Below are 12,167 nucleotides of genomic sequence, written 5' to 3'. Positions count from 1 at the left end.
GAGGCGATGAACGCGACGCCGGGCCTGGTCCACCTGGTCCGCGTCGGGACCCGTGGCACGCCGGACGCCGACCGGGGCATCCGGCATCTGGCCACCTGCCTGACCAGGTGCATCGGCGACTTCCTTGATGGCGACCGCTTGGCCTGAGACTCTCACGGCCCCCGCCCGGCGTTGACAGATCTTGGTGAAGATCCGTAGCGTGTTGTGAAAAGTCCGACATAAGGGGCGCTTTGGAGCGTCCCGTCGAAAGGAAAAGTGTGCGACGTAGACTGGCGCAAGCAACCTCCACACTCATGGCAGCGGCATTCCTGACGGTCGGCGGGGCCTCCCTTGCGGCCGCTTCCGCGGAAGCCGGCTGGACGCCGTACAAGAATTACGCCACCTACGCGGCCTGCCAGCAGGAAGGGAAGGAGCTGGTGAATGCGGGCATCGTCAAGAACTACGACTGTTCGTGGGACAGCCCGTACTGGTTGCTGAGCGTTTACAGATAACTTCGCCAAAGGCTGATGGAGGGCGACGGAGCACGGTCCGTCACCCTCCATCAGACCTCTTTTTCGTGTTTATTCGATGCGTACGCGGAGCAGCCAGAACGGGCTGTCGTAGTCGCACGTGTAGGCGATGACTACTCCGCCGCCAAGCATTTCCCGGCCCTGCTGACGGCAGGCTTCATAAGTGGCGTAGTTCTTGTAGTCCACCCAGACCGCAGGCGGGGCTGCGACCTTTGTCTGCTGTGCGGTTTGAGCTTGTGCGGAAGCGGTCGCGAGGAAGCTTCCTCCCGCTGTCAGGAATACTGCTGCCAGGAGCGTTGAAGCGGCTTGCGCCAGTCTGCGTCGCACACTTTTCCTTTCCGCAGGGCACCCTGTTGCGCCCCATATGCCGACCTTTGCGCAACACGCTACGGATCTTCACTCAAGCGTGTCAACACCGTAATTGACTTTCCTGAATTTCCCAGGAAGGGTGCCGCGAGCGGTCCTGCCATGCCACGCTTTTGCACCCTGGTCAAACTGCTGTGCCGGCTTACATGCTCGGTGAGCTGGCTGCGGGCGCCGATCCGGAGCCGATCCGGGTGGCCGCCCGGCGTGCCGGGATCCACGAAACGGATCTTCTTCGGCGAAGGTGACGGCGACGAGCGGCAGGCGGGGGTGACGTTGGCGGGCGGGCAGTGGCAGCCGAGCTCCGGACTGGACGCGGAGTCCGGGCACGCCGTCCACCTGGGACTGCGCCGGCATCGGGCGGGACGTACCAGCGTGCTGATCTCACACCGGCTGGGCGCCCTGCGGGGCGCGGGCCTCATCGTCGTGCTGAGCGAGGGGAAGATCCGCGAACGCGGCTCCCACGGCGGGCTCATGGCGCTGGGCGGCGAGTACGCGCGGCTGTTCCGTCTGCAGGCCGGCGCCTACGAGCGTGCGCCGGAGCCCTCGGCCGGTCCAGGTGCCGGGGAGAGCCTGCGCACGACCACGCCCAGCACCTGGTCCACGGGTAGATAGCCCCAGCGAGTCCGCGCCAGCAGGCCGTCGCCGATCACGACCAGCCGCCCCGAGGGGACCAGCGCCCCTCGGAGACCGCGGGCGGCTCGGCCCGGTCACCTGGACGACGGCCAACCGGCACCGGGCGACGGCGAGAGCTCCGGCGAGCACCCCAAGCAAGATCGCTGAGTGCCGTACGGAGTCACCCTGGCCGTCATGCCCGGCCCCGATCCCGGTGGTGTCGGGTCAGACGCGGCTCCACCGCTGGTTGGCGTCGCCGTTGCAGGACCAGATCACCAGTTTGGTGCCGTTGGCGGTGGCGTTGTTCGGCACGTCGAGGCACCGGCCCGACTGCACGCCGGTGATGGTGCCGTCGGCGTTGAGGCGCCATTGCTGGTTGGCTTGCCCGTTGCAGTCCCAGATGATCACCTGGGTGCCGTTGGCGGTGCCCTGGTTGTAGACGTCCAGGCACTTGTTGCCGTACACCCGGAGCTCGCCGCTCGCGGTCGGCGTCCACTGCTGGTTGGCCTGGCCGTTGCAGTCCCAGATCTGCGCCTGCGCGCCGTTGGTCGGTGAGGCGCCCGTGACGTCCAGGCAGCGACCGGAGCCGGCCCCTCTGAGCGCGACCGCGGGGACGATGCCGCCTCCGGTGACGGTGTACATGGCCGCCCCGTGTCCGGGCACCGACGCGCTGATGGTCCCGGAGGAGGAGGACGTCGTGTGCGCCCACAGGTCGCGTACCGAATAAGAGGACGCCGAGCCCAGGCCGAGGGCCGAGGCGGTGGTGGAGACGGTCGAGGCGGAGGTGCCCCGGTTGAGCAGGACGACGGCGACCGAGCCGTTCGACATCGGCTTGCGCCAGACCTCCAGGTTGCCGTTGTCGCTGATCTTGTGGCCCTGCCTGCCGCCCCAGTCCTGGTTGACCGCGATGACCTCGGTGTTCGTCAGGATGGTGCGGGTCTCGGCGCTCATCGAGCGCAGGTCGTTGCCCGCGATGAGCGGCGCGTTCAGCAGGGACCACAGGCTGAAGTGCGCCCGTCCCTCGGTCGCCGTGAGCGAGCCGACGCCGACCTCCAGCATGTCGGGGTCGTTCCAGCCCCCGGGCCCCGAGTACGCTTCGAGCCCGACCTGCTGGTCCAGGATCCCCATGATGGAGTTCCAGTTCGCGGCGATGTCACCCGTCGTGCGCCAGGAGTTGCCCACCGGCATCCCCCAGGTCCACACGTTCTCCTGGCCCCAGTTGCACAGGCTGTAGACGATCGGGCGTCCGGTGGCGGCCAGCGCGTCGCGCATGGCGGTGTAGCGCTGTTGCCCGGTCCTGCCCTGGTGGTCGCCGCAGTTGTCGTACTTCAGGTAGTCGATCCCCCAGGACGCCCACAGCGCGGCGTCGCGCTGCTCGTAGCCGAGGCTGGCCGGGTAGCCCGCGCACGTGGTCGTGCCCGCCGAGGAGTAGATGCCGAGCTTGAGCCCCTTGCCGTGGACGTAGTCCGCCAGCGCCTTCATGCCGCTGGGGAACTTCTGCGGGTCGGGCACCAGGTTGCCGCCGGCGTCGCGGCTCTTCGTGGACCAGCAGTCGTCGATGTTGACGTACTGGTAGCCGGCCGCGGCCATGCCGCTGGAGACCATGATGTCCGCGGTCTGCCGGATGAGGCTCTCGTTCACGTTGCAGAAGAAGGAGTTCCAGTCGTTCCAGCCCATCTGCGGGGTGCGGGCGAGCCCGTTGTCCAGCGCGAGTGCGGGCGACGGGCCGCCGCCGACCGCGACCAGCGAAGCGGCGGCCAGTGACACCGCCAGGAGCCATCTCATGACCTTACGCATCCGATTCGCTCCTTCAGGAGGTGAACTGCCACCAGTTCACGTTGAACAGGTAGCCGCTGCCGCCGGCGTACCTGAAGTACAGGTCATGGGTGCCCGTCGCGCCGTTCACCGGGCAGGTGACCGTCGTCCACGTCTGCCAGCCGCCGGTGCCTGGCACGGTGCACGTCCCCACCAGGGTGCCGTTGGCCCCGTCCAGGCGCAGCTCGATCCGGCCGCCGCCGGCCGCCGAGGCCACCCGCGCGCTGAAGGACCTCGCGCCGGAGCCGAAGGCGACGCCCTTGACCTTGACGTAGTCGCCGTTCTCGATCCATCCGACGTTCATGCCGCCCTCGCCGGCGGGTTCGGTCTCCACGCCGGACTCCCAGGCGATCGTCTCGGCCTCCTGGCGGACGTAGGGGTTCAAGGTGCCCACCTGGGGTGCTCCGGTCGTGGTCATGTTGATCGTCGGGATGGTCCCGTCGGCGTTGTAGGTGAACTTCTCGACGGCGACCGAACGGGTGAAGCCGCCGCCGCCCGGCAGTGCGCCGTTGTGGTAGAAGAAGTAGGAACCGCCGTTGAAGTCGATGACGCCGGCATGGTTGGTGAAGCTGCTGCCCTGCGTGGGCATGACCGTCCCCCGGTAGGTCCAGGGGCCGGTGGGGCCGGGGGCCGTCGAATAGCCGATGAACTCCGAGCAGCATTTGGCGGCGAACACGTTGTAGTAGAGGCCGTTGCGCTTGTAGACCCAGGGGCCCTCCTCGTACAGGGTGGGCCGGCTGGCGTTGCCGGTGCGGGTGCCGAAACCGGCCGTGGTGAGCGGGATCTGCGTGGGGCTGCCGGAGTACGAGATCATGTCGGCGTTGAGCCTGACGTACCAGAGGTTGGGGTTGCCCCAGTACAGATAGGCCTGCCCGTTGTCGTCGATGAAGACCGTGGGGTCGATCTCGCCGTTCCTGACGAGGGGGCGGCCGATGGCGTCCCTGAACGGTCCGGTGGGGCTGTCGCTGACCCCGACGCCGATGGCCATCTGACCGCTCGCCCGGTCCTTCACCGGGACGTACCAGTAGAACTTGCCGTTCCGCTGGACGGCCTGGCCCGCCCACGCGTCCGCGCTCGCCCAGCTGAAGGTGGCCACGTTCATCGGCGAGCCGTGATCGGTCCAGTTCACCAGGTCAGCGGACGACCAGACCCGCCACTCCTTCATGGTGAAGTACGTCGAGCCGTCCTCGTCGTGTCCGGTGTAGAGGTAGACCCGGCCGTTGTGCACCAGTGGAGCGGGGTCCGCCGTGTAGATGGTCTGCACGATCGGGTTGTCCGCCCTGGCCGTGCCGGGGATCGCCGCCACGAGGCAGAGCAGCGCCGTGATCACGAGCGCAGCGCGCCCGGGTAGAACGCCGAACCGAAGTTTCATGATCACCTTCTGTTGGGGGGAGGGGTGTCAGGTGCGGGTCCAGCGCTGGTTGGCGCCGCCGTGGCAGGTGTAGAGCTGGATCCGGGTGCCGTTGGCGGTGCCCTGGCCCACGGCGTCCAGGCACAGCCCGGACTGCGCGCCGGTGATGGTGCCGTCGGCGTTCAGGCGCCACGACTGGTTGGCGCCGCCGTGGCAGGAGTAGATCTGGATGGCGGCGCCGTTGCCGGAGCCGGCCGCGTCGAGGCACTTGTTGCCGTAGACCCTGAGCTCGCCGGCCGAGGTGACGGCCCACTGCTGGTTGCTCCGCCCGTTGCAGTCCCACAGCTGCACCTGCGTGCCGTCGGCGGTGGCGGCGCCGGGCACGTCCAGGCAGCGCCCGGAGCCGACTCCCCTGAGCGGCCCGGTCGCGTCACCGGGGGTGGGCGTCGTCGTCGTGGAGCCGCCGTCCAGGCCGAAGAAGCGGATGGCGTAGGCGGCCATCCCCGCTCGCGGCAGGTCGTGGCCGGCTCCCGAGATGGTGTACGCCTCGACCTGGCCCGAGCCGAACACCCGCCGGGTCCAGCCGGACTGCGGGCTGTCGGTGGAGGCCGGGGTCTGGCTCAGCCCGTGCACGTTCGTCCACTGGTCGACCTCCTCCTGCAACATCGTGTACGACAGCACGGAGTCGGCGGTGCCGTGCCAGGCCATCACGCGCGGCCGGGGCCCGGTGTAGCCGGGGTAGGCGTTCCTGACCAGGTCGCCCCACTGCTGCGGCGTCTTGTCGCCGCACCCGGCGGGCCCGAGGCAGCCGTAGGGAACTCCCGCGTACGGCGCGCCGGCCTTGAACACGTCCGGGTACGTGGCGAGCAGGTTGAGCGTCTCCATCGCGCCGGAGGAGAACCCGGTGGCGAACACCCGCTGCGGGTCGCCGTTGTAGCGCTGCAGCACGTGGTTCACCATGGAGACGATCGACACCGGGTCGCTGCCGCCGCCGTGGCGCAGGGCCTCGTTCGACCACACGTCGAAACAGTTCGACATGCCGTTGGCGCTCTTGTTGGCCTGCGGGTAGATGACGACGAAGCCGTACCTGTCGGCCAGCGAGGCGAACTCGGTCCCCTGGTGGAAGCCCGGCGCCCAGCCGTTGCAGCCGTGCATCGCGACCAGGACGCCCGGCCGGGACGCCACCCTGTCGGGGACGTAGAGGTACATCCGCAGGCCGCCGGGGTTGGTCCCGAAGCTGGTCACCTCGGTCAGGACCGCGGCCGACGCCTGCGGCGTGGCCGTGAGGAACGCGGACAGCGCGGTGACCGCCGCCGTGATCAGGACCGCCAGGGCGGTCCCGATGCCCGCGCGTCTTCTCGTGCGCTTCATCGGCTCGCCTTTCCTATGTTAGCGCTAACACTGTGCTGGAGGTGGTGGCAGGACGGAGCAAATACGGGGCAGAAAGGTACTGTCAAGAGCGCCTTAGCTTGCGGCCGGGTGGAGACGGCAGCGGGTGGATGCGCTCACCTCGAATTTTCCGGTCCTGCGGCAGGGGGCCTTGCTGTGAAACTTTCGACGTCCGGTCAGCCGACCCGCGCGAGTTGCCATTGCTGGTTGGTGCCGCCCCAGTCGTCGTACTGGACGATGTTGGCGCCGTCGGCGGTGGAGGCGCCCTGCACTTCGAGTGCCTTGTTGCTGTGGCGTGAGATGAGCCTGACGTAGCCGTCGGGGCTGTCGGCCAGGCGCCATTGCTGGTTGTTGCCGTTGGTGTCGGTCCACTGGACGATGGCGCCGCCGTTGGCGGTGGAGAAGTTGTAGACGTCGAGGACCTTGCCGGAGTGGCGGGACTTGACGCGGTAGTAGCCGCCGCCGGAGTCCACGAACTGCCATTGCTGCTGGTTCTGGCTGTTACGGATCCATTGCGTGATGCGGCCGCCGTCGGCGGTGGACAGGTTGTAGACGTCCAGGGCCTTGCCGCTGTTGCGGTTGACCAGGACGTACCAGGCGCTGGTGTCGACCACGCCACCGGGGGTCTGGGTCACGCCGGTCACGAAGGTCGTCACGCTGCGGGCGGGCAGCGTGGCGGTGAAGGAGCCGTTCGACACGCCGGCCGCGCCCTGGGGCGCGACGTTCCTGCTCGCGTCGGTCACCCAGGACGACACGCTGGACGCGGTGCCGCCGGCCAGGGTGAACTGCTGGCTCACCGCGGAGGTCGTCTTGTTGATGGCGACGATGGCGACCGTGCCGTCACCGCCCCGGTACGCCGAGACGTAGACGTTCGACACCGGGTTCGCCGTCGCCGCGATCCGCACGTACCCCGGGCGGACGAACCTGGCGAACTGCGCCATGTTGGCGCCGCGCTTGCTGAGCTGCCCGTCCTCCCGCATCGGACCGTAACTGCGCCGGATGTACCACCAAACGTAGGCCTGGAACTCGGCGTCCACCATGGCGTGGTGGATGTGCTCCCCCACGTCCAGCGCCTGGGGCCAGAGGTCCGCCGAGTCGCTGCTGTTGGGGTGGTAGACCTCGGTCATCCAGAGTTCCTTGCCCGCGCCCTTCTGCTGGAAGAGGGGGTAGGGGAAGTTCGCGTACGGCGTGCCGTAGAGGTGGGCCCCGATGATGTCCACGTTGGCGAGCGCCGCGGAGTCGTTGAGTATCGGGTCCGACATGTTCTTGAGGTACTGGAAGGACTCGGGCGCGATGACCCTGGTGCTGATCGAGCCGGCGTTCTCCCGCAGGAAGCGCACCATCTCGGCAGGGGTCCACCACGTCCATTCCTGCGCGTAGTCGGGCTCGTTCTGCACGGATATGCCATATAAGTTCACCCCGTTGTTCCGCATGTACGTGGTGAAGTCGTTGAGGTGCTGGGCGTAGGCGCCGTACGAGCCGTACTTGAGGCGTCTGGCGTTGGTCTGGCTGCCGCGGACGAAGGTCTCGACCATGCCGGCGGGCGGGTTCCACGGCGAGGCGATCACGGTCGCGCCGAGCTCGGCCGCGCGCCTCGCCGTGGCCAGGTCACGGCTCCAGTCCGCCTGGTTCTCGGGAACGGGGATCCTCAGCACGGAGAACCCCAGCCGCCCCTCGCCGGCGCCGAACGCCGTGTCCCGCTGGGCGGCCGTCAGGTCGCCGATCCAGGCCGCGTGGGCCATGCCGCCGAATCCCCGGATCGTCTGCCGGCGCGCCGACGGGTCGATGACCACCGCCGCGGCGGCCGTCGCGGGCCGCGCCGTGGCCGCGAGGACCGGCAGTGCTCCCATCGTCGTCAGGACGGCTCTCCGGCTCAGCGATCGGCGTTCTCCGGGCGCAGGCTCTGTCATGGCTCCTCCTGGTGGCTTTTCCGGAGGAACGTAAAGCCCTGACTCCGGCCCGTCAACCATGTGAGGCCGGAAACTTAATGACTCAGTTGTCGCAACTTAAGGAGTGCCACCCAGCGAATTCCATGAAACTTTCATGAGTACGAGCAGGGCGACTCCGCCCTTCACGGAGGCGAAACTCCAGGAGGGAAGGCCGGCTGACGGCAAAGCCGCCGCTCGGCGCGGCACGCCTCTCGTTGACGCCAGGCCGCCCGTCGGATGTACTCCGCGACGAAGCCCCGTTCATGTTAGCGCTAACAGCGGAGCGCCCGATGAAGCACAGACCTCTGCCCATCCTGGCGACGGTGACCGCCTTACTGGCCAGTCTGCTGATCGCCCTGCAGACCCAGCCCGCCAACGCCGCCACCGTCGACACCAACGCCTGGTACGTCCTGGTCAACCGCAACAGCGGCAAAGCCCTCGACGTCTACAACCTGTCCACCGCCGACGGCGGCCGCATCACCCAATGGACCCGTAACAACCAGAACCAGCAGCAATGGCAGTTCGTCGACTCCGGCGGCGGATACTACCGCGTCAAGTCCCGCCACTCCGGCAAGGTCCTCGACGTCTACAACTTCTCCACCGCCAACGGCGGCGCCATCGTCCAATGGACCGACACCAACGGCAACAACCAGCAATGGCGCCTGGCCGACAGCCCCGACGGCTACGTCCGGCTCATCTCACGCCACAGCAACAAGGCACTCGAAGTGCAGGGCGCCTCCACCGCCGACGGCGCCAACATCGTCCAGTACGACGACTGGGGCGGCACCAACCAGCAATGGCAGTTCGTGAAGGTGGACGGCAGCGGCAGCGGCAACGGCAGCTACACCAACCCGGTGGTGTGGCAGGACTTCGCCGACGGTGACATCATCCGGGTCGGCGACGCCTACTACTACTCCGCCTCGACCATGCACTACTCGCCGGGCGCGCCGATCCTGCGCTCCTACAACCTGGTCGACTGGGAGTACGCGGGACATTCGGTCCCCCGGCTCGACTTCGGCTCCGGCGCCTACGACCTCAACGGCGGCCGGGCGTACGTGAAGGGCATCTGGGCCTCCACCCTGAACTACCGGCCCAGCAACAGCACCTACTACTGGATCGGCTGCGTCGAGTTCAACCGGACCTACGTCTACACCGCCTCCGCCGTGGACGGCACGTGGACCAAACGCTCGCAGATCAACAACTGCTACTACGACGCCGGCCTGCTGGTCGACACCGACGACACCATGTACGTCGCCTACGGCAACGGCACCATCAGCGTCGCCCAGCTCTCGGCCGACGGGCTGAGCCAGGTCCGCGCCCAGCAGGTGTTCCAGACCCCGAGCAGCGTCGGCACCCTGGAGGGCTCCCGCTTCTACAAGCGGAACGGCTACTACTACATCTGGCTGACCCGCCCCGCCAACGGCCAGTACGTGCTCCGCTCCACCTCGCCGTGGGGCCCGTACGAGATGCGCCAGGTCCTGCTGGACATGCCCGGCCCCATCTCCGGCGGCGGCGTCCCCCACCAGGGTGGCCTCGTCCAGACCCAGAACGGCGACTGGTACTACATGTCGTTCGTCGACGCCTACCCCGGCGGCCGGGTGCCGGCGCTCGCGCCGATCACCTGGAGCGGCGACTGGCCGACCGTGCAGACCGTCAACGGCGGCTGGGGCGCCACCTACCCGAAGCCGAACATCCAGACCAGCCGCACCGTCTCGTCCATGATCGGGCCCGACACCTTCACCTCGGGCAGCCTCGGGCACCGCTGGGAGTGGAACCACAACCCCGACACCAGCCGCTTCTCCACCGGCAACGGCCTGCGCCTGCAGACCGCGACCGTCACGAACGACCTCTACAACGCCAGGAACACGCTGACCCACCGCATCCAGGGCCCCTCGTCCACGGCGACGATCGAGCTCGACTACTCGCAGATGAGCAACGGCGACCGCGCCGGGCTGGCCATGCTGCGCGACCAGTCGGCCTGGATCGGCGTCAAACGCGACAACGGCGTCAACCGGGTCGTGATGACCAACGGGCTGACCATGAACGGTTCGTGGCAGACCACCGGCACCGGCACGGAGGCGGCGAGCGCGGCCGTCTCGGGCGGCCGGATCTGGTTGCGCGCCACCGCCGACATCCGGCCGGGGTCCGGCAGGCAGGCCCGCTTCTCCTACAGCACCGACGGCAGCACGTTCACGAGCCTCGGGCCGGCCTTCACGTTGAACAACGCCTGGCAGTTCTTCATGGGCTACCGGTTCGGGATCTTCAACTACGCCACGCAGTCGCTCGGCGGGGCGGTGACCGTACGCCGCTTCGATCTCACCACCCCCTGACGCGGGCCTAGGCTGTGGCGGGAGCGCCGAAAGGTGAAAGGACCCCGCCACATGGCCACCGTCCGTCCCTTCCAGTCCGGCGACGAGATCCCTCTCGTCGCCGCCTGGAACCGCAGCATGCCCGCCGACCCGACGACGTCCCGCCTGTTCGGCGACCGCGTGCTGCTTGATCCCAACTTCGACCCCGAGGGCCTGCGCGTGGCCGTGGACGGGGACGACGTGGTGGGCTGCGCGTACGCCGTCCGCCGCCTGGTCCCCCTGGCGCCCGGCACGGGCCTGGAGCCGGACGCCGGCTGGATCCCGTTCTTCTTCGTCGTCCCGGAGCACCGTGGCGGCGGCCTGGGGCGGCGGCTGGTCGGCGAGGCGGTGGCGTTCCTGGAGGGCCTCGGCCGCACGACGGTGGACTTCTCGTCGTACACCCCCAACTACGTGCTGCCGGGCGTGGACGCCGAGCTCTATCCCGGCGCACACCGGCTGCTGGGCGAGCTCGGCTTCCGGACGCTCTACTCGCCGGTCGCCATGGACCGCACGCTCGTCGGCTACCAGGCCCCGCCCGAGGTGCACGGGCTGCTGCGCGAGCGGGAGCGCGAGGGGTACGTCTTCCGCAGCCCCACCCTGGGCGAGCTGCCCGAGCTGATCCGTTTCGCGGCCGGCGCCTTCAATCCCGACTGGGGCGAGGCCATCCGGCAGCACCGCGACCCCGAACGGGTCGTCATCGCGAAAAAAGATCACATAGAGGGCTTCGCCCTGTACGCGGCCTACCGCGGCACCCCCGAACGCTTCGGCCCCTTCGGCGTCGACCCCGGCCGGCGCGGCACCGGCCTCGGCAAGATCCTCCTCCACCTCACCATGACCAGGATGCGCGCAGAGGGGCTGCACTCGTCCTGGTTCCTGTGGACCGGCGAGGCCGGCCCGGCCGGCCAGCTCTACACCAAGGCGGGCTACGAGATCACCCGGCGGTTCCACGTGATGAGGCGCTCCGCGTGATCCCCGTTCCCGCCGGTGAACAATGCCGGCAATCGCCGCATCCAACGTGACATGATCACCCTCCTGGTTGCGGCCCTGGCCCTCGCCCCCGTCCAGATCCCCGACGGCTTCCTGCTGACCGAGAAGGCCGCCCGTGCCCCGCAGTCGGAGGTCGACAGGGCCGAGAGCTGGTGGCGGATCAGCGACAGGACGACCGCTCCCCTGACGCTCAACCCCTGCGGCCGCAAGCGCGTCTCCCCGGCGGGCCGCTCGGCCGTGCGCACCATCGTCCACGACACCAGCGCCCCCTCGCACTCCAGCGAGCAACTCCTCATCCACCGGAGCGCCGGCGCCGCCCGAGCCGCCATGCGCACCCTCCTCGCCGACGCCCGCCGGTGCCGGACCCAGCCGCACGGAAAGCCGTACAGCTGGGGCGGCGACGGCAAGACGAGCTGGGTCGTGACCCGCACGCGGACCGGCGACGAGGCCGCGCTGATGCACCTCATGATGTACGACAAGCTCAACAAGGAATGGGCGCCCCTGCTGTCGGGCATCGTCGCCCGCAAGGGCCGTGCGCTGATCCTCTACACCGGCGACCAGGACACCTTCGGCCACTCCCGCGCCGGTGCCGTCAGGACGCTGCGCAAGACCGCCGCCCGCATGGCGGCCAAGGTGTGCGCGCTGCCCTCGATCTGCGCCTGAACCCCTCCTGCAAGCAAGATCATGGCAGGTTCCAAGTGAGCGGCAAGCCACACCATTAATGCTGTTCCGCGGAGGATAATGATCTTTTGCGGAAATAGCAGATGACCCCCAGGAACAGACACGCGCCGCGGACACACGCGCCGACCCTGCGACGGTGAACCGCGCGCGCGATCTCGCGCGCCCAGCGACGACCTCGCCG

11 protein-coding genes are annotated in these 12,167 nt (G+C 68.7%); 6 read left to right on the top strand and 5 right to left on the bottom strand.

The window, feature by feature from the left end:
- Positions 1-6 precede the first annotated feature (6 nt).
- Together SMD20_RS40870 and SMD20_RS40865 are read left to right on the top strand one after the other, a co-directional pair.
- Positions 7-147 (top strand): hypothetical protein, encoded by a 141-nt coding sequence (locus SMD20_RS40870; protein ID WP_329591528.1) that lies wholly within the window; start codon positions 7-9, stop codon positions 145-147.
- A 146-nt stretch (positions 148-293) separates the two neighbouring features.
- Complete coding sequence (locus SMD20_RS40865) at positions 294-491, top strand: hypothetical protein (RefSeq protein ID WP_329591526.1); 198 nt, start codon at positions 294-296, stop codon at positions 489-491.
- 69 nt (positions 492-560) lie between these two features.
- Here the strand turns inward: SMD20_RS40865 and SMD20_RS40860 are convergent, their stop codons facing one another.
- Complete coding sequence (locus tag SMD20_RS40860; RefSeq protein WP_329591524.1) at positions 561-836, bottom strand: hypothetical protein; 276 nt, start codon at positions 834-836, stop codon at positions 561-563.
- A 243-nt stretch (positions 837-1,079) separates the two neighbouring features.
- On the opposite strand from SMD20_RS40860, the gene SMD20_RS40855 reads away from it, so the two are divergent.
- Entirely contained in the window at positions 1,080-1,487 is a 408-nt protein-coding gene (locus SMD20_RS40855) for a hypothetical protein (RefSeq protein WP_329591522.1), read from the top strand.
- Between the two features lie 225 nt (positions 1,488-1,712).
- Here the strand turns inward: SMD20_RS40855 and SMD20_RS40850 are convergent, their stop codons facing one another.
- The 4 genes from SMD20_RS40850 to SMD20_RS40835 all read right to left on the bottom strand — a co-directional run bounded on the left by SMD20_RS40850 (position 1,713) and on the right by SMD20_RS40835 (position 7,952).
- Complete coding sequence (locus SMD20_RS40850) at positions 1,713-3,284, bottom strand: lectin (protein WP_329591520.1); 1,572 nt, start codon at positions 3,282-3,284, stop codon at positions 1,713-1,715.
- Positions 3,285-3,297: 13 nt separating this feature from the next.
- The gene (locus tag SMD20_RS40845) at positions 3,298-4,674 is read right to left on the bottom strand and encodes a glycoside hydrolase family 43 protein (RefSeq protein WP_329591518.1); all 1,377 of its coding nucleotides are present in this window, start codon (positions 4,672-4,674) and stop codon (positions 3,298-3,300) included.
- Between the two features lie 27 nt (positions 4,675-4,701).
- Positions 4,702-6,024, bottom strand: a complete 1,323-nt coding sequence (locus SMD20_RS40840; RefSeq protein ID WP_329591516.1) for an extracellular catalytic domain type 1 short-chain-length polyhydroxyalkanoate depolymerase — start codon at positions 6,022-6,024, stop codon at positions 4,702-4,704.
- A 194-nt stretch (positions 6,025-6,218) separates the two neighbouring features.
- Positions 6,219-7,952, bottom strand: a complete 1,734-nt coding sequence (locus SMD20_RS40835) for an RICIN domain-containing protein (protein WP_329591514.1) — start codon at positions 7,950-7,952, stop codon at positions 6,219-6,221.
- Positions 7,953-8,260: 308 nt separating this feature from the next.
- On the opposite strand from SMD20_RS40835, the gene SMD20_RS40830 reads away from it, so the two are divergent.
- The 3 genes from SMD20_RS40830 to SMD20_RS40820 are packed head-to-tail and all read left to right on the top strand — an operon-like array spanning position 8,261 to position 11,968.
- Complete coding sequence (locus SMD20_RS40830) at positions 8,261-10,300, top strand: family 43 glycosylhydrolase (RefSeq protein WP_329591512.1); 2,040 nt, start codon at positions 8,261-8,263, stop codon at positions 10,298-10,300.
- A gap of 51 nt (positions 10,301-10,351) precedes the next feature.
- Positions 10,352-11,287 (top strand): GNAT family N-acetyltransferase, encoded by a 936-nt coding sequence (locus tag SMD20_RS40825; protein WP_329591510.1) that lies wholly within the window; start codon positions 10,352-10,354, stop codon positions 11,285-11,287.
- A gap of 51 nt (positions 11,288-11,338) precedes the next feature.
- Entirely contained in the window at positions 11,339-11,968 is a 630-nt protein-coding gene (locus SMD20_RS40820; RefSeq protein ID WP_329591508.1) for a hypothetical protein, read from the top strand.
- Positions 11,969-12,167 lie beyond the last annotated feature (199 nt).

The organism is Nonomuraea sp. LP-02 (assembly GCF_036289125.1).
GTDB classification, from domain to species: domain Bacteria; phylum Actinomycetota; class Actinomycetes; order Streptosporangiales; family Streptosporangiaceae; genus Nonomuraea; species Nonomuraea bangladeshensis.
The sequence above is the reverse complement of the archived record's forward strand: the minus strand, read 5'-3'. Positions and strand labels throughout refer to the sequence as shown.

What these genes read in the sequence shown, in the direction of transcription:
- SMD20_RS40870 (WP_329591528.1), top strand. Translation starts at nt 7, where the DNA reads ATGAACGCGACGCCGGGCCTGGTCCACCTGGTCCGCGTCGGGACCCGT.
- SMD20_RS40865 (WP_329591526.1), top strand. Translation starts at nt 294, where the DNA reads ATGGCAGCGGCATTCCTGACGGTCGGCGGGGCCTCCCTTGCGGCCGCT.
- SMD20_RS40845 (WP_329591518.1), bottom strand. Translation starts at nt 4,674, where the DNA reads ATGAAACTTCGGTTCGGCGTTCTACCCGGGCGCGCTGCGCTCGTGATC.
- SMD20_RS40835 (WP_329591514.1), bottom strand. Translation starts at nt 7,952, where the DNA reads ATGACAGAGCCTGCGCCCGGAGAACGCCGATCGCTGAGCCGGAGAGCC.
- SMD20_RS40840 (WP_329591516.1), bottom strand. Translation starts at nt 6,024, where the DNA reads ATGAAGCGCACGAGAAGACGCGCGGGCATCGGGACCGCCCTGGCGGTC.
- SMD20_RS40820 (WP_329591508.1), top strand. Translation starts at nt 11,339, where the DNA reads ATGATCACCCTCCTGGTTGCGGCCCTGGCCCTCGCCCCCGTCCAGATC.
- SMD20_RS40850 (WP_329591520.1), bottom strand. Translation starts at nt 3,284, where the DNA reads ATGCGTAAGGTCATGAGATGGCTCCTGGCGGTGTCACTGGCCGCCGCT.
- SMD20_RS40830 (WP_329591512.1), top strand. Translation starts at nt 8,261, where the DNA reads ATGAAGCACAGACCTCTGCCCATCCTGGCGACGGTGACCGCCTTACTG.
- SMD20_RS40825 (WP_329591510.1), top strand. Translation starts at nt 10,352, where the DNA reads ATGGCCACCGTCCGTCCCTTCCAGTCCGGCGACGAGATCCCTCTCGTC.